18 protein-coding genes are annotated in these 15962 nt (G+C 35.3%); 13 read left to right on the forward strand and 5 right to left on the reverse strand.

The window, feature by feature from the left end:
- Positions 1–29 precede the first annotated feature (29 nt).
- From CC92_RS0120110 to CC92_RS22345, 3 genes are all read right to left on the reverse strand, one after another.
- Positions 30–1493: a spore germination protein gene (locus tag CC92_RS0120110; protein ID WP_051650595.1), complete on the reverse strand. Its 1464-nt coding sequence runs from the start codon at positions 1491–1493 to the stop codon at positions 30–32.
- 84 nt (positions 1494–1577) lie between these two features.
- Complete coding sequence (locus tag CC92_RS0120115; protein ID WP_029501728.1) at positions 1578–1769, reverse strand: hypothetical protein; 192 nt, start codon at positions 1767–1769, stop codon at positions 1578–1580.
- Positions 1770–1798: 29 nt separating this feature from the next.
- Entirely contained in the window at positions 1799–2071 is a 273-nt protein-coding gene (locus CC92_RS22345) for a cytochrome c biogenesis protein CcdA (protein ID WP_081841759.1), read from the reverse strand.
- 201 nt (positions 2072–2272) lie between these two features.
- On the opposite strand from CC92_RS22345, the gene CC92_RS0120120 reads away from it, so the two are divergent.
- Complete coding sequence (locus CC92_RS0120120; protein WP_029501727.1) at positions 2273–3931, forward strand: glycosyltransferase family 39 protein; 1659 nt, start codon at positions 2273–2275, stop codon at positions 3929–3931.
- A gap of 270 nt (positions 3932–4201) precedes the next feature.
- On the opposite strand, the gene CC92_RS0120125 is transcribed toward CC92_RS0120120, so the two are convergent.
- Positions 4202–4957, reverse strand: coding sequence for a YdcF family protein (locus CC92_RS0120125; RefSeq protein WP_029501726.1), 756 nt, complete (start codon positions 4955–4957; stop codon positions 4202–4204).
- Between the two features lie 303 nt (positions 4958–5260).
- A complete protein-coding gene (locus tag CC92_RS22890; RefSeq protein ID WP_029501725.1) occupies positions 5261–5488 on the reverse strand; it encodes a hypothetical protein in 228 nt (75 codons plus the stop codon).
- 396 nt (positions 5489–5884) lie between these two features.
- Between CC92_RS22890 and CC92_RS0120135 the strand changes: the two genes are divergently transcribed.
- From CC92_RS0120135 to CC92_RS0120190, 12 genes are all read left to right on the forward strand, one after another.
- Positions 5885–6733 carry a hypothetical protein gene (locus tag CC92_RS0120135; protein ID WP_029501724.1) on the forward strand — a complete coding sequence of 283 codons (849 nt, stop codon included), beginning with the start codon at positions 5885–5887 and terminating at the stop codon, positions 6731–6733.
- Positions 6702–7640 (forward strand): hypothetical protein, encoded by a 939-nt coding sequence (locus tag CC92_RS0120140; protein WP_029501723.1) that lies wholly within the window; start codon positions 6702–6704, stop codon positions 7638–7640. Before CC92_RS0120135 ends, CC92_RS0120140 begins: the two co-directional genes overlap by 32 nt.
- Complete coding sequence (locus CC92_RS0120145) at positions 7637–8326, forward strand: hypothetical protein (protein ID WP_029501722.1); 690 nt, start codon at positions 7637–7639, stop codon at positions 8324–8326. Before CC92_RS0120140 ends, CC92_RS0120145 begins: the two co-directional genes overlap by 4 nt.
- Positions 8323–9177, forward strand: coding sequence for a hypothetical protein (locus CC92_RS0120150; RefSeq protein ID WP_029501721.1), 855 nt, complete (start codon positions 8323–8325; stop codon positions 9175–9177). The genes CC92_RS0120145 and CC92_RS0120150 overlap by 4 nt, the downstream gene beginning before the upstream one ends.
- Positions 9167–10921: an ATPase, T2SS/T4P/T4SS family gene (locus tag CC92_RS0120155; protein ID WP_029501720.1), complete on the forward strand. Its 1755-nt coding sequence runs from the start codon at positions 9167–9169 to the stop codon at positions 10919–10921. Before CC92_RS0120150 ends, CC92_RS0120155 begins: the two co-directional genes overlap by 11 nt.
- Positions 10905–12440, forward strand: coding sequence for a hypothetical protein (locus CC92_RS0120160; protein WP_029501719.1), 1536 nt, complete (start codon positions 10905–10907; stop codon positions 12438–12440). The genes CC92_RS0120155 and CC92_RS0120160 overlap by 17 nt, the downstream gene beginning before the upstream one ends.
- Positions 12441–12446: 6 nt before the next feature.
- A complete protein-coding gene (locus CC92_RS0120165; protein WP_029501718.1) occupies positions 12447–12878 on the forward strand; it encodes a hypothetical protein in 432 nt (143 codons plus the stop codon).
- Positions 12879–13025: 147 nt separating this feature from the next.
- Positions 13026–13466, forward strand: a complete 441-nt coding sequence (locus CC92_RS0120170) for a hypothetical protein (protein WP_029501717.1) — start codon at positions 13026–13028, stop codon at positions 13464–13466.
- Between the two features lie 157 nt (positions 13467–13623).
- Positions 13624–13782, forward strand: coding sequence for a hypothetical protein (locus CC92_RS22760; RefSeq protein WP_155998260.1), 159 nt, complete (start codon positions 13624–13626; stop codon positions 13780–13782).
- Between the two features lie 10 nt (positions 13783–13792).
- Positions 13793–14254: a hypothetical protein gene (locus CC92_RS0120180; protein WP_029501716.1), complete on the forward strand. Its 462-nt coding sequence runs from the start codon at positions 13793–13795 to the stop codon at positions 14252–14254.
- Position 14255: 1 nt separating this feature from the next.
- Positions 14256–14741, forward strand: a complete 486-nt coding sequence (locus CC92_RS0120185) for a hypothetical protein (RefSeq protein WP_029501715.1) — start codon at positions 14256–14258, stop codon at positions 14739–14741.
- 52 nt (positions 14742–14793) lie between these two features.
- Complete coding sequence (locus CC92_RS0120190; protein ID WP_029501714.1) at positions 14794–15924, forward strand: hypothetical protein; 1131 nt, start codon at positions 14794–14796, stop codon at positions 15922–15924.
- Positions 15925–15962 lie beyond the last annotated feature (38 nt).

Consider the following 15962-nt stretch of genomic DNA (forward strand, 5'->3'; position numbering starts at 1 on the left):
ATTCCCGAGAAATTTCGGGAGGCACCTCCTTAATGTGTATTTTGCTTTCGACGATTTTTTCTTGCAATTTTTTTAGGGCGTAACTCAAAGTCTTTTATTGGATATCGGAGTAAGGTATCTTGGAGAACATTTTCATGGGTATCAACAAATGGTGTAAGGTAAGCGACACCAAAACTATCTAAGCTACATAGATGGAGGCAGATAAAGATGATGCCAATCATTACTCCGAAGAAACCTGCAAAGGCCGCTAAGATTCCAAGAACAAAGCGAGAGATACGCAGTGCAATCGCAAGGTCTTGATTTGGGACCGTAAATCCTGCAATTCCAGTAAGTGCAACAACAATTACAACCACGGGAGAGATAATATTTGCAGAGACTGCAGCTTGTCCGACAACTAACCCACCAACAATGGACATCGCCTGACCAACAGGTTTAGGTAAACGAAGGCCTGCTTCTATTAAAATCTCAAACGAAAACAGTAACCCTAAAACTTCAATCCATGAGGAAAACGGTACTTTCGCTTTTGCCTCTTGAATCGATAGTATCATCTGGACTGGTAGCAGTTGATTATGAAAGGTAGTGATTGAGATATAAAAGGCTGGTAATAAAAGAGAAACCAATACGGTAATGTAACGTAATAAGCGGAAGGCAGAACTTGCAATAAAATTTTCTGCATAATCTTCCGGCGACTGTAAAAGCATTGGGAGTTGACATGGCAACACATAAACAAAAGGAATGCCATCCACTACAATAGCAATTCTTCCATCGGTAAGATTGGAGCAACAGCGATCCGGCCGTTGGGTATACATAATTTGTGGCATCAAGGTTTGCTTAGGTGGTACTAGATACTCTTCCACAAAGGAGGCAGCAGCAATATTATCGATATCGATGGATTGCAGTTGCTTCCTAATTTTATCGACAAGTGACATGTCACAAATATTACTAAGGTATACGAGTGCAACATCGGTTCTTGATTGTTTACCAACATACATTTGCTCAATCACCAGATAAGGAGAGCGGATACGTCTTCGTATCAAAGCGGTGTTGGTTCGTAATACTTCGATAAAGGAGTCTTTTGCTCCTTTCATTACACCTTCTTCTGCTGGTTCGGAAACAGACCGTTTGTCAAATGTTCGTACATCAAATAAAATTGCTTTTTGTAAATCATCGAAGATTAAACCGACCATACCGCTCATGACACAGGTAATCAGTTTATCCATATCTGATGTTTCCGAGGCGAAGGCGTGATAAGCACCTCCATTTTTAAAGAAATACTCGAAAAGAGCTTCTTGAGTAGAACAACGCTTCGCTCCTTCTTCTGTTAAAGGTTTAATAATTGTTAGGTCAAATACTTGACTATTCACCAGACCATCTACGCAGAAGATAGTGAGAGTAAGATGGTAGGCGCTTTTTATATCAATCGGACGTACTAAAACATCAGTACTTTTTTTATATATTTCTTTAATGGTGGTAGAATTAATTACCTGGGTCATATGAACTCCTATGAAAATGTTATCGTGTTTCAAATTATTCCTATCATTACATGATAACGGTAGCATTTACATTCTTAGGGAAATTTATGTATGTAGGCAATAAAAAAGTGGTGTTTCTGGAACACCTGCCTCTTCCTTTGCAAGTTCTGATTCAGATTGAGGTTTGAATGCTTCTTCCTGCTCAAAACCATTCGCAAGTTGTTTGTAAAGTAAAGCAGATACTAGTAACAATGCAGTGAATAAACCGGTGATGATATATGTTTTTTTCTTGTTCATACGTTATCTATCCTTTCAATAGCAAAAAGCTAGCCAAAACTTAGTGTGGCGAGTAATCTTCCATAAATTCCAGTAATCATAAGAAGTCCAATGACGATTAGTAGGATACCTGCAATTATATTAATCACTTTATAGTGCCTCTTAATAAAGTCAAAAGCTGATTTTAGCTGTACAATTAACAGTGCACTAAAAAGGAAGGGGATACCCAGACCTGGGAACTGATTTAAGGCTACCGTAAATCTTTTACAATTGCAAATGTAAGTTATTGAAGTGCTGTAAAATATAGGATAATACATTTTCATATCGTTCTAATAATTGTATAATACTGGAGAAAAATATTGGTATTATAAGGAGAACAGAAGAAAAAAGAAAGCTTATTTTTAGGGAAAAAGAATACAAACTATACGATAAAACAGGAGTCTTTATGTAATAAGCGAATGAGAATCATTTAGAATACGAAGCAGTTTAGAGAATAGAAAAATTGAAAGAGTTGGAGGGAGTATATGGTATTAAAGTGTGAAAAACATTATAAGAAGATTGTTCTTTCGTTATTTGTACTAATGATACTAATCGGAGCAATCAGTGTTAGAAGTTATGGTATTCCTTGGGATGAATGGGAGGAAATAAAAATTCTAGCCTCCGATGTAAAAGAGTATGCGAAGTTATTCGGTGGAGAAAATAACTCCTTAGTTCAAGAGTTGAATCAAAAAGGAATCGTTGATATCGCGACAAATGAAAATAGAGATCATGGGGCAGCAGCTTATTATCCTATTTTTCCAATTTTACATGCGGGTGGAGATGACGCTAGAGGGGTTATGCTTACCTGGCATTTTTACACTTATTGTTTGTTTGTAATTGGAATTATAAGTATCTATTTTATTGTAAAACGATTGCTCGGAGATTGGAAATATGGTGTGCTAGCTGGAGCACTTATTTACCTAAGTCCCCGTTTTTTTGCAGAAGGGTTCTACAATAATAAGGATATCGTACTATTTACACTTAGCTTATTGGTCATTTGGCTTGGAATTTTAATGCTTGAGACCAAACAATTCCGTTATGCTGCACTTTTTGGAATAGCGGGAGCATTTGCTGGACATACAAGAATTCTTGGATTTTTAATCTTTGGATTATTTGGGCTAGGTTACATAATAAGACTAACGATTGAAAAAAGATGGAATAAGAAGAACTTTTTCGTTGGCGTTACTGCGTTTGGTTCCATGGTTCTCTGTTTTTATCTCATAACGCCCGCGATGTGGAAGAACCCAGTAGACTTCTTTTCTTACTACATCGGTACAAGTGTAAACTTTTATCGCTGGAATGGTGTAATCTTGTATCAAGGCAATATATTTCATCGTGAGTTTAATCCTTTACCATGGCACTACCTACCTGTCATATTTGCTATTACTACGCCTATTTTAATTGTTATCCTTATCATTTTAAGTAATATAGCAACGGTTGTACGAAGCGTTCGAGAAAGAGGCAAACAATACTGGGTAGGAAACGGTTTGTACTATGGAATTCTATTTCTATACCTATGGATACCACTTGGTTACATTATGATAGGTCGTCCTACGATATATAATGGATGGAGACACTTTTATTTTCTTTATGGACCTATGATTATTCTGGCTGTGACAATGTTGCGTTGGTTCCTCACGCATAAAAACAAATGGATTAAGATAGTGAGTAGTGCTTTGCTAGGAATACAACTTCTTTCGATGGTTATTGTTTTGTTTATAAATCACCCTTATCAATATGCCTATTATAATATATTAGCAGGAGAGCAGGCAGAGAAACGATATGAATATGATTATTGGAATGTTTCGGTAGCAAATTGCTTAATTCATATGGTGGAAGCGGAACCTGAGGTTGAAAGATTTCGAATCAGTGCATGGGACTGGGCTTCGTATGATGGATTATGTAAGGGTTATGAAGTTGTTCCGGATAAGGTGAAAGCGAAGATAGAAGTTATTGATTATTATAGTAACCCAGACAAAGCAGATTACTTTATAACGAATCAGGTATATCGAAGGATAAATGAAGTGGCAAAGGAGAGTGGTGTGGAAAACGAACCAATTTATGATTTTAAGTTTCATTGTGATAAAGTGACTTCAGCAGTAAGTAGTGGCGTTGACATCATGACAGTGTATAGGAAAAAGTAGAGCGAAAGAAAGTCATCTAAGCAGAGTGTTTCTTTCAGATGTTCCTATGTACAACAAGTCTATCTAGTTACAAATTTTTATAGACATCCATCAAGGATTTTTTAGGTAGATGTTTAATTTTTATGATTACATAACTATATAAAAAATGCGAACCATTCGGGGTTCGCATTTTTCTTAATAAAGGAACTTATGCACGATAACTAATTTACATCAGCTATTTTGCAGGATTTCTTTTACAGTCACGAAAAGTGACATGTATTTTAGTAGTATCTAAATATTATGATAAAGCCAATCCTTTACTAATGCAAAGAATTCTCGTACATAGTACTGAGGAGTAGTAAGTAGAAATTCCTGAGCAGAAGAAAGAGATAGGTTTTCATAGCCGATTTTCCTAGCAATTCTTGATGCACGATAGATATGGAAATTACTTGTAATAACTACAACACTACTCTTAGGATCATCGATAAATGATTGACTAAAGGTTAGATTTTCAACCGTATTGGTCGAATGTTCCTCCAGTAATATTCGGTCTTCCTTCACTCCTCGAGCTATAAGACCCTGTTTTATTGCATAAGCCTCTGTGATATCTTCGCCCTCTCCTTGTCCTCCAGAGCAGATTGCTTTTGAATTCGGATTCTTATTTAAATAGTCGGCGGCAGCATTAATGCGAGCATTTAATGTAAGAGAAGGGGTTTTACCTCTGACTTGAGCACCTAAGATTATTACGTAATCTGCATTGGGAACAGGTGTCTGTAGACTTTTAGCGACTAAGAATCCTTCCACTAATAAAAAAAACGAAAGACAAATCCATGCACCATATTGGATCAGTATTCGTAATGAGTTATTTAGGTTACTTGGATGCCTTATTAGGTAAGTAAGTAAAAAGGAAGCACTAATAAGCCCGAAGGCAAGAGCAATCCAAAACCATAAAAAAGATGTTTTTGGACCAGAGTAAAACAGTACAAGCATAAAATAAAGAATCGATAGGACAGAAATAGTCCGTAACATATAGATTGTAATACGCATCTTAACCTCTATTCCAGCACGTATTGTGTGCTTTATTTCTTCGTAAAAACTAACTGTGGTTAGCGTATCATAGGTTATGAAATATAGCAAGTAAGAAGTGCTATAAACAATTCTTAACACTGATATAGGGGAAGATTAAAAAGTTAGAGTATTGCAAAGTTATAATATCGAAAAAAGATGGAGCAACTAAAATATCCTTTGGAAGAAAAACTGCTTCACTTTGGATTATTTGGTTGCTCCAGGAAAGAAAATTATAAAGTCATATTAAGTTCAAAGGAATGATATGACTAAGATTCTAGATTATTAACGACGACGTCCAGGGCCACGCCAAGGACCACGCCAAGGACCAGGACCGATCCAAGGACCAGGGCCAATCCAAGGACCAGGACCAATCCAAGGACCAGGACCAATCCAAGGACCAGAACCCCAAGGACCAGGACCCCATGGACCAGGACCCCATGGACCAGGACCCCAAGGACCAGGAGGTGGGAAAAATGGTGGTCTGTTACCACAACAAGGTCTATTTACCATGAAAGTAACTCCTTTCTTTTTCTTATTACATTATATGAATTGCTTCAACAAAATTTACGAATTGTACAAGGGATAAATGTAAAAATTTAAAAGAAAAAGTTGAGTGTTATGAAGCAAATTGACGAGCAAATAGGAAGAATCAAGAAATTCGTAAATGGATATCAATAAGGTAATCTCTTATAACATACGGAGATACTACATGAATAGAGTGAAATAAGTAGGAAAACTTTACTATATGGAAACATATTGTCTATAACGACAAAAAACGATATTAAACTCTGTGAAAATACACAATGAAATAAATATTTACAAAATATTACATATTGTTTATAATGAGAATAACACAGATAAGGGGACATACAGTGAAAGTGAAAGTAATTAATAGGAGGAGTAGTTGTGAAAATTGCCTTTTTTAGTAAAGAAGGCTCATGCGGCGCTACCAGTAGTTTGGCTGCAATAAGCATAGCAGCAGTTCTTAGCAAAAAACTGCGAATATTAACATTAGAAAATCATTGGAGCGAAAGTACGATTGCTGAATGCTATTTCTATGAAAATAGCACGAATATCGTAAGACAGGGTTGTGTACGTTACCTAGAGCATGGTATGCTTGATAATTTGGTAAAACATTTCGCCGTAATGACCAACAAAAGACGTGAAGGAATCATGACAGTAGAAGTAATTGAAGACAGTCTCTACTACATGCCTCAGAATGCATTTAGCCATGATTTGTTTGACTATGAATTTTCTTGTAACATGCTACCAATGCTAAAAATTCTTGAAACTTCTTATCCTTTTCTTTTCATCGATACCAAAAACCAAACGATGAGTTCTAAAATAATTCTAGAGGAAGCCGATTTTGTAGTTGTACAGTTACCTCAGAATGAATTACTAATTGAAGAAATCATGAAATCTTATTCCACTATTCTTAACAAATCTCTATTTTTAATAAGTGATTATCGTGAGCATTCATCTATCTCTATCCCACACATTATGAACGAGTATCAGATTTTACCCGAACGGTTGGCAATTCTTCCCCATTCTGTTCCATTTGAGACTGCAATATCGGAAGGAAGTGCAATCAATTTTATTTATAGTAATTATAATTGTGATGAGAGCCATGTAAATTATGCATTTATGAAGGAATTAAAAAGAACAACAGAGCTAATTTTATGCGGTACTCAATTGCGAGAGTGTGCGATTGGAGGAAATAAGAATGAAGCGAAAACAAATTGTTACGCGTTTTGAAAGAAGGAGAAAAATAAAAAATATATTACTTTCCGTATTAATAGCGATTGTTTCGTTGGTAATTGGTGCAGTTGGCATTTTTTTTTACCTAGAAAAGTTAAGAATAGAGGATGATAAGAAGATTGAGGAACGCAAAAGATACGTCTACCTTGCTAAGAATAAAATTTTTTCAGGTGAAATTTTAAACAATGATAATATGAAAAAGGTATATCTTGAGTGTAATATGCCAATGGAATATTACATAACAGAAGAAGAGATAGGAACGATGGCAGTCATCCCGATAGAAGTCGATATGCCAATATTAAAAATAATGTGTACAAGCACAACAATTACCGATGAGCTTAGAGAAGTTGCTTGTGAAGTGGTGAAGCTTAACGATAACCTGGTAGAAAATGATTATGTAGATATTAGACTTCGATTTTTAAACGGGGAAGATTATATTGTCTTATCGAAAAAAAGCGTACATAGTTTATCAACACTCGAAAAACAAAATCAAGGGGAGGAGACATGTTATCTTTGGATGACGGAGGAAGAAATTCTTAATTTTTCTGCTGCAATGGTAGACGCTTATTTGTACAATGGTTCCAGCTTTTATACAGTAAAATACCTGGAACCACAATTACAAGAAGCCTCCGTAGTTACTTATCTTCCAAGACTAGGAACCCTAGAAATGATGAAGCAATATCCTGAGATTGTTGAAACAGCTAAACTCTCATTAATAGAAGGCTTACGGAAACAGTTAGAGAACCGTCTTCATTATTTTCTAAACCATGATATACGTGAAATTGATTGGAGCGGGAAGGAAGAATCAACAAAGGATCAAAACGAGAATTTAAAACCAAATGATAATGCGAATGCATTTACTAAGGAAGGAATTGAGGATATTGGTTGGGAGGAGATACCATGATAGCTTTTGTTGGAAATGAAGTATCTGATATTATGCTATATTTGGCAAGAACTCTAAAACAAAGAAATAGACGTGTTTTGATACTTGATGAAACGAGACATGAATCAATTCCAAGTTTTGTGGAAAAGGAAAATGTAGAGGGAAAATATCAATTTGAAGATATTAAGAATAGAATTGAACAACACAGAGAAATAGACTATTTGTTAGGGTGCAAATTCTCTTCGTATGAAGCTAATTGTCTTGATAAATTTAAATTGGAATATGACGATATCTTTCTGCGAGTAGCACGAGACTATGATGAAATCTGGATTTCTCACTGTGAATTGATGATATTTTTATCAGATATCCAGAAGGATTCCATTGATTACTTAAAAATGATTTCAGAAATAAAACAACCGGACATCATAGTACTGCGTAACATAATAAGCTGTAAGATTAAACCAAACTATGTTCTTCGGCAATTAAGGAAGAAGGAGAAGGAAACAAAGATTATTCTTATTCCATATCAGAATAAGGATAGGAGATATCAAATTGAAAATCAATATAATCATAGAGTCCGATTTACCAAATTATCTTCTAAGCTTCGGAGGGGGATACTAGAAATACTTTATTATTTAGTACCGGAGAATGATAAGAAGGAGATAAAGAAAGCCTTTGAGGTGGCAGGAAAGGGGAGATGGGGATGAAGGTATTATTCTGGGGGAATGCGCATGGACAGGCTGGAACTAGTTCGAATATGATAGCTACTGCAATGATGAATGATCTGCTTTACAAGAAGAAAAGTATATTATTACAAACACATTTTGAACTAAATCAACTGGAAGCTTGCCTTTTAGAAAAAAAGAAATGTGAGCTAGTTAGTGATTATCATATTGGAATTGACCAATTGATTCAAGGAATATTATCTGGAAGAAATACAAGGCAGCTGCTTATGGATTGTAGTTTAACGTTAACAGAAGAATGTATTGATTTTTTACCTGGAACACAGGCAAAGCATCGTGATGTATATGAACATGGACTACAGGAGGCTTTTCATACGATCCTTAATCTTGCGCAGCAATGCTATGAAGATGTTTTTATTGATGGATGCACAGGAATGAATCAATTTATGGAGCAACTTTGGGATGAGGTGGATTACGTTATTGTTTGTCTAAGTCAAAATACTAGAGTACTGAATGATTTCTTTAATAACTATACTTATGATCGGACGAAGACTCTTTTTTTGATTGGTAATTATGATAAGCGCTCAGAACTTAATCTAAAAAATCTATGCAAGCGTTATAAAGCGCTGACATTTCAAAATACCATGGTTATTCCTTACAATGTTGAATTTCGTGATGCTATGTCTTTGACCAGAATCAAAGAATTTTTTTACCAAAATGTCTATTGTGAAAAAGAGGATGACAACTTCGAATTTATTGAGCAGGTAAAAGGGTTCTCCTCATTACTTTATCGGTTATCAGAAGAAAAGCAGTTAAGGATACCAGATGAGTACCGTTACTGGACTGCATTAGGAGGCGCCTCTAGTGTTCTTTAATCTTTTTTTATTTAGCGTATTACTGCTAATTCTCTTCAGTCTCATAGTATTCGTTTGGTATGACGCAAGAAGTAAGGAAGAGAAGAAGACAGAGGATAATCCTTATCAGTTACCCATCCTGCAGGACAGACTAAAGCAGTATTTCTATGATAATACCAAGGAAGAACTTCATTACAAACATCTTACAAAACAAGAATTACTAAAAATAAAACATCAGAAAATCTACCTTCATAAGGCGTTACATGAATGTAATTTAGGATCTGCTGTAGCAAAACGTTTTGTTAAGGAGCAAATCAAAGGGTGGTTACAAAGTACGTATCAGATTACGCCTGAGAATATTAATTCTATCCTTCCTTTTCATGATGTATTCGCCCTATCTTGCCAGGATAAATTTGAAATCTTAATGTATCGATATAAGACCGAGTATGGAGCCGAGGCATTTTCAAAACTATTATCAGATTACGAATTATGGAATCCAAAACAGAGGGAAGATACCCCATATGAAATAACGAAAGAGCAGATACATAGAATATTTGATATCGCGGGCATTCGCCTTGGTTTTACAGATAAGTTAGAAATAGTTGCTCAGAGATTGTATCAAAATTATAAAGGACATGGTCCAGTAGATGAACTGAGGGACATGAATATTGATGGAGTTTCAGCAGGAGTATCCGGAGCTTTATCAGGTAATGGAGAAAGTATGGAGAGGAATGATAAGATTACTGCTGATTCTAATCTAAAGAATAGTATTTGGGTATTCTTTCGAGGACTTATGATTCATCTTAGCTTTCTCTACTTCTCTACAACAGAAGAGTTGCAAAAGATATGCCGAAACATCTATCGTTATGGAAAACCTGGACAATTATCTGCGGTAAGGGGATATATTGTAAATGAGATGATGGATGGCTCACGTGTAGTTGTTGTTCGGCCACCATTTGCAGAAAGTTGGTCATTTTTTATAAGAAAGTTTGACTACCGGGGAGTATCAAAGATAACTGATCTAATAATCGATCAAAATGCTTCTCTTGTGATAACTTTATTACGTCTTTTAATACGAGGAGAACAGATAATTGGCATTACTGGAGAACAAGGTTCTGGTAAGACAACACTACTAAAATCATTAATTCAGTTCATACCCCCGTCGTATACCCTTCGTGTGCAAGAGCTAGTGTTTGAATTACATCTTAGAGAAATATATCCGGAGCGAAATATTGTAAGTTTTAGAGAAACAGCAGAGATTCAGGGTAGAGAAGGGCTAGATCTTCAAAAGAAAACCGATGGAACGGTGAATATTATCGGTGAGGTAGCAAGTGCTCCTGTGGCAAGTTGGTTAGTTATGGTATCACAAGTAGCAAGTAAATATACCATATTTACTCACCATGCAAAAACGACAAAGCATTTAGTTATGGCACTACGGAATGATTTAATGATAACAGGAGCTTTTCAGAATGAGCATGCTGCACAGATGCAGGTAAAAGCCTCGATCCGATTTGATGTCCATGTGGCAAAAGATTGTAATGGGCATCGCTATATTGAACGTGTCTCAGAAATTGAACAAAATCTACAGGAGGAAGAGATCATTGTAAGGGATATTATAAGATATGAAAGGGGGAAATATCACCTATTTCAAATAATGAGTGATGCTACAAAAGATGAAATATTTACTCATCTTTCCATACAGGAGAAAGATGAGTATAGAAAGCTATTTCAAAAGGAGGAGAGGGGACATGAGAATTATACATAAGGGAAGGAAGCAAATTCTAACTGCAATCGTACTCTATGCCCTCTCGCTAATGATTCTTACAATACTTAATATTTCATTTTCCTTCTATTATTTTAGCGTAATAGCAGTAGTTTTATTTGTTATTAATATGGAAATATACTGGAAAAAAGAGAACCTAAGCTATGAAAAGGAATTACTCGATCTTGACTGGTTGTTATCGGAGGTTAGGCATCGATATTATGTTCATGGGATGGTAGATGAAGCGGTTGAGGAGGCCTATGAGGTATGTAAAAACTCTAAATTAAAAGAGATTATATATGTAATCTATGAAGTTTTATGCTCCGTAGACATTAGTTTATCAAAAGAAAGATTCAAACTTAGGAATCAAAATCGTTACTTTCGTATGTTTTTAACATTAAGTCTTATGGTCATGGAATTTGGAGATAAAACAGTAGAAGGACAATCTCTTTATTTAAGAAATTTAAAGAACCTGAGAGAAGAAATACATATCGAGTTAAAAAACAATCAAACTTTAAAACATCATTTTTCTGGATTAACCTTCCTTATTGTAGTACCATTAACTACCCTAGGAGCCATTGAGTATTGGGGACTTAGTAATTTAGCGGAGCTATCTGCTTATTACGAAGGCGCGTACCGTATTCTATTTTATGCTTTTCTCTTTATTCTAACGGTTGGTCTATATTATCTGTTTTATCTACTAAAAACACCAATCAAAGTGATTAGTAAACGCCATCCATGGCTAAAACAAGCATCTACGCATATCTTGTTTGTGAGATTCTGCCGAAATTATGAGCACTTCTTTCCTAGAACGTTAGAGAAACAGCGCATCTCATTAATGCAAACCGGAGAAACTATGGAGATTTCAGAGTTTCTATGTAAACGAATTATTTGTGGATTTCTAGGGCTTTCAATTTCCTTTCTATGGTCTGTAATATTCTTGGCATCTTTATGGAAAGATGGGGTTCTTTTCATAGGATTGTTATCTTTCATTCTAGGTTTTCTCATTCCGATTTGGGTTTTAAAATACCGAGTACGGCTTGCTAAAGTTTATATGGAGGATGAGGTATTTCAATTTCAGTCAATTCTGATGATGGTAATGTATATGGATCGTATTTCAACATTTGAGTTACTTGAGATAATGGAGGACTTCTCCATTATATTTAAGAAGCAGTTATGCCAATGTTTAATGGACTATGATGTTGGACAGAAGGAAGCCTTACAACAATTAAGAGAGAATACATATTGTAAATCATTTCATAAGTTGATTGATAACTTGATGATGTGCGATGAAATCGGAGTAACAAAAGCATTGGACGAGGTTGCATTAGAAATTCAATTTTACAGTGAAAAGAGGCAGCAGCAAACGAATTATCAATTAGAGCAAAAAGGAATTCTGTGTAGATTCCTATCATTTCTACCTTTGGTAATAACGATTGCTTTGTATCTTATCTTACCTTTTGTCACTGTCAGTTTATCAAAGCTTATGGAAATTAGTGAGGCGATTGCAACCGGAAAGTAGGAGGATATGGAAAGTGCAATAAAGGGATTACTTATGGCAGCAGGCGTTGTCCTTACATGCATGGTAATTGGAATCGGATTTTATATGGCGAGAGAAGCAAAATCTACAGCGATGTCTTCTGCAGAAAGTTTATCGGACTTTAAACGAGAGATTTCAGAGAAAGATATCAATCGATTCGATGATAGAGAGGTAACTGGAAGCGATGTTGTCAATTTTACAAGAAAAGAGCTAAGAAAATATAAGGGTGGAGAAGAAGCACCGGTTACAGTCACGATTATTACAACGTTAGGAAATCACACATACCAGAATAACTCTGTTTTGAATGAGTTACGAGACATTACCAGTATACATTATGTTAATCCACTTGCAATGTTTCAAGGAAAAGTTGTCCGTGATGATAATGATGTAATTATTAGGGTCGAATTTACGCATAAATGAAGAAGAAGTTTATGCGTGGTTTAAGAAGTTTATGAGTGATCTAAAAAGTTATTTGCATGATATGAAATACTGTATGCAGCTTACAAGAAAAGAGTATGGTTAGTAGCTTAAAAATGTCGAACTATAATAGATTTATGGAGGATTTATATGGATAATTCATTAAAGGGTTTAATTTTAGCCGCTGGAGTGGTAATTACATGTATTGTCGTTGGCTTAGGCTTTTATATTTCAAGAGAAGCAAAGAATACAAGTAGCGGTGGCATAAGCCAAATTACAAGAATGAATAGTGAGTATCAGGATATCAATAAGACAATGTATGATGGGATTAAGGTCAGTGGTCGTGAGGTCGTTGAGGCAATTGAAAAATATGAGGATGAAATAAGAACTGGAGTGTTCTCCATTATTGTTTATACTGGATTGCGTAATATTGCTGGCACGGGTATTATATTTCAATCAAGCCAGTACGACGTTGAAAGAATTAAAGAAAAAAAGAGTGAATATTATGTCAATCCAGATGGTAATTTCCTTGGAGAAACATATTTAGATCAAAATGGGGTTGTTACGATGATGACATTTGTTCAACAGTAAAAGTTTAAGAGGAAGTTCTAAAGCTCCAAAAAAGGAGTTATAGAACTTCTCCATAGACTTCTGTTAATCATGAAGATACAAGTGTCATCATTTCGGTAGTGTAGTGGATTGCAGAACATAAAAAAGAAACTTTAAATAGACAAAGAAGGAGGAAAATATGGAGGAAATTACGGCGTTTTTATCCCATGTGTTTGGAGCATTGTTATTCTGTTTTGCACTGACTCTATTATTTTATATACAAAGTGTAGAAGAAACAGCATGTTTAAATCTTATAACAAATCCAGTGGAATCTGCTATGACAAATCCAAAAGAGTAGGAGCTAAGATATGGATACACTTGGAAGGATAACAGCGGTTCTTTTGGCAGTAGTATTACTTTTTTTATTTCCTCTGCGGTATGATGCCACATTACAAAAGCAGATAAGAGAGGAAGTAATATTACAGGAGCTGATAAGTTTTGTTGAACATCTAAAAGTGGAAAAAAAGATTACGAAACTGCAGTATCAAGACTTTTTGGATCGGATGGATGGATTATTAGAGGGCTTTACCGTAGAGCTAGAGGGTTATCGAGAATTCCTCTATGAGCAAGGGGAAACAAGGGAGCAATTACTATATACGGATGTGGCAAATAGGGTAATGGAAGAATCCGTATTCTTTTTTGAGAAAGGAGATTATGTAACAGTTCGGATTATTCTTACCACAGATGGAGTAATAGAACAATTAGAGTCACTCTTTATACCAACAGGTGTAAGAGGGAATGAATATGTATATGGAGGAATGATACTATAGTATGCATATATATGAGAAGGTTACAGATATATTGGTTGCATTGATTATTTTCTTCCTAATTCCTATGCTTTATCTAAGCAAACGAACTGATTTATTGTGTCAAGAGGAGTTATCAGGATATACAGAAAATTTTATGGAAGATGTTACTACTCATGGATATTTAACAAAGGAGATGTACGATGAATTTCAAGATCGTATACACAATATCTATCCAGTACTTCAGATAGAGTTGTTGAGTGAATCTTATATCTTTGAGCCAATTTATCATAAGAATAATAACAGGATAGTGTATTCTAATAGGAATCAAACATATTGGACAGTAACAACACACGAAGATATTTTGAACAATTTGTATTCTACAGAGGCAAGACATTGGTTTTTCTATGGTGGTTATCTAAAGATAAATTTATGGAACGTGGAAAGTGGGAGAAAGGAGTTAATTAGTACATATGGAGCTAGAATTCGGGAGTTAAGAAATAATGATTAATAGTTTGGGTGGAAATTGCCTTATTAGCACGAAGGGGATGTAGGTTAAAGAGATGAAATTATATCACTATGCTATTATATTTGTCATAATTGTAATCGCATTTATCACCATACAGGACATAAGCTATCATGAAATGCTAACAATCCGAATGGAAAGTACGACGTTAAATGCATGTTTTAATCAGGCAGTAGATGCTGGAACTAGTAGACTTGAAAAAAAAGAAGGGGGCAGTGTTGCGCTAAGTAAGGAGCTTGCTGCATCTTCTTTTTTTCAAAGTATGTTTGCTTCTTTAGGAATTTTAGAGGATGAAGAACGAAGGGAACGATTGATGCTAAGTATACCTATTATAACCATTATTGATTATGATGGAATGTATGTAAACTACTGTAAGAAAGAAAAGATAGGTGGCGGAAAAACACTGTTAATTAGGACTTGGACAGAAAAGCTTCCCTATCGGTATTCAGATGATAGTTACGAAGTATTTTTTACATTATCTGATGTTATTACATTGAATTTACGGGATGGCATAAGTGTGAAACAGAACATATTAGAAATGATAGAGGAAGAAGATAAGGAATATGGTTATATTGAACCGATAGATCAGCAAAATGGAAATGGATACTGGATACACTATCAAGACTTAAAGCGACTAACTAAGCTTACTAGCTATTATGATAAAAATCCATCTTATTTTTTATGGGATGAAACTAAATTCTTAGCGGTGCAAAGAGATACGGTAACAAAGACAATTGAGGATACTATGAAATATTATATCGACAGTCATATCGAGATCGCGAAAGAGTTTGGAATTTCCTACGAGTTCCATTTACCGCAGTTGGATAACTCAGATTGGGACAGAGCGATTAGGGAATGTAGTTTCTTTGTATTATTTCAGGGATATCCGTATCAAAGTTCACCAGAACGTTTTTACAATCGCCATTCTTTCCATGCAGCAGAAAGTAAGAAAAATATCACTTATATTCTTGAAAAAAAGTCATGGTACCTACTTTATCACAAAGAGGGGTGCCTAGATTGGGTGAATCGAAAAGAAACGGCATTTAAAAATGGCGTAATACTTGAAGATATTCTCTGTGAATCGTTAGAGGAATGTTCAGAGTATGGTGCATTTCCATGTCTAAAGTGCAATAGTACTTACGAAGGTTATCATCCGGAACGAGAATAGAAGAATATTTTATTTTACCTTATCAGGGAGGTCCCCCT

Source organism: Lachnoclostridium phytofermentans, assembly GCF_000733755.1.
GTDB classification, from domain to species: domain Bacteria; phylum Bacillota; class Clostridia; order Lachnospirales; family Lachnospiraceae; genus Lachnoclostridium; species Lachnoclostridium phytofermentans_A.

Excerpts from the sequence above, each read along its gene's own strand:
- CC92_RS0120110 (WP_051650595.1), bottom strand. The coding sequence starts at position 1,493 with ATGACCCAGGTAATTAATTCTACCACCATTAAAGAAATATATAAAAAA.
- CC92_RS0120115 (WP_029501728.1), bottom strand. The coding sequence starts at position 1,769 with ATGAACAAGAAAAAAACATATATCATCACCGGTTTATTCACTGCATTG.
- CC92_RS22345 (WP_081841759.1), bottom strand. The coding sequence starts at position 2,071 with ATGAAAATGTATTATCCTATATTTTACAGCACTTCAATAACTTACATT.
- CC92_RS0120120 (WP_029501727.1), top strand. The coding sequence starts at position 2,273 with ATGGTATTAAAGTGTGAAAAACATTATAAGAAGATTGTTCTTTCGTTA.
- CC92_RS0120125 (WP_029501726.1), bottom strand. The coding sequence starts at position 4,957 with ATGCGTATTACAATCTATATGTTACGGACTATTTCTGTCCTATCGATT.
- CC92_RS22890 (WP_029501725.1), bottom strand. The coding sequence starts at position 5,488 with ATGGTAAATAGACCTTGTTGTGGTAACAGACCACCATTTTTCCCACCT.
- CC92_RS0120140 (WP_029501723.1), top strand. The coding sequence starts at position 6,702 with ATGAAGCGAAAACAAATTGTTACGCGTTTTGAAAGAAGGAGAAAAATA.
- CC92_RS0120145 (WP_029501722.1), top strand. The coding sequence starts at position 7,637 with ATGATAGCTTTTGTTGGAAATGAAGTATCTGATATTATGCTATATTTG.
- CC92_RS0120150 (WP_029501721.1), top strand. The coding sequence starts at position 8,323 with ATGAAGGTATTATTCTGGGGGAATGCGCATGGACAGGCTGGAACTAGT.
- CC92_RS0120160 (WP_029501719.1), top strand. The coding sequence starts at position 10,905 with ATGAGAATTATACATAAGGGAAGGAAGCAAATTCTAACTGCAATCGTA.
- CC92_RS0120165 (WP_029501718.1), top strand. The coding sequence starts at position 12,447 with ATGGAAAGTGCAATAAAGGGATTACTTATGGCAGCAGGCGTTGTCCTT.
- CC92_RS0120170 (WP_029501717.1), top strand. The coding sequence starts at position 13,026 with ATGGATAATTCATTAAAGGGTTTAATTTTAGCCGCTGGAGTGGTAATT.
- CC92_RS22760 (WP_155998260.1), top strand. The coding sequence starts at position 13,624 with ATGGAGGAAATTACGGCGTTTTTATCCCATGTGTTTGGAGCATTGTTA.
- CC92_RS0120180 (WP_029501716.1), top strand. The coding sequence starts at position 13,793 with ATGGATACACTTGGAAGGATAACAGCGGTTCTTTTGGCAGTAGTATTA.
- CC92_RS0120185 (WP_029501715.1), top strand. The coding sequence starts at position 14,256 with ATGCATATATATGAGAAGGTTACAGATATATTGGTTGCATTGATTATT.
- CC92_RS0120190 (WP_029501714.1), top strand. The coding sequence starts at position 14,794 with ATGAAATTATATCACTATGCTATTATATTTGTCATAATTGTAATCGCA.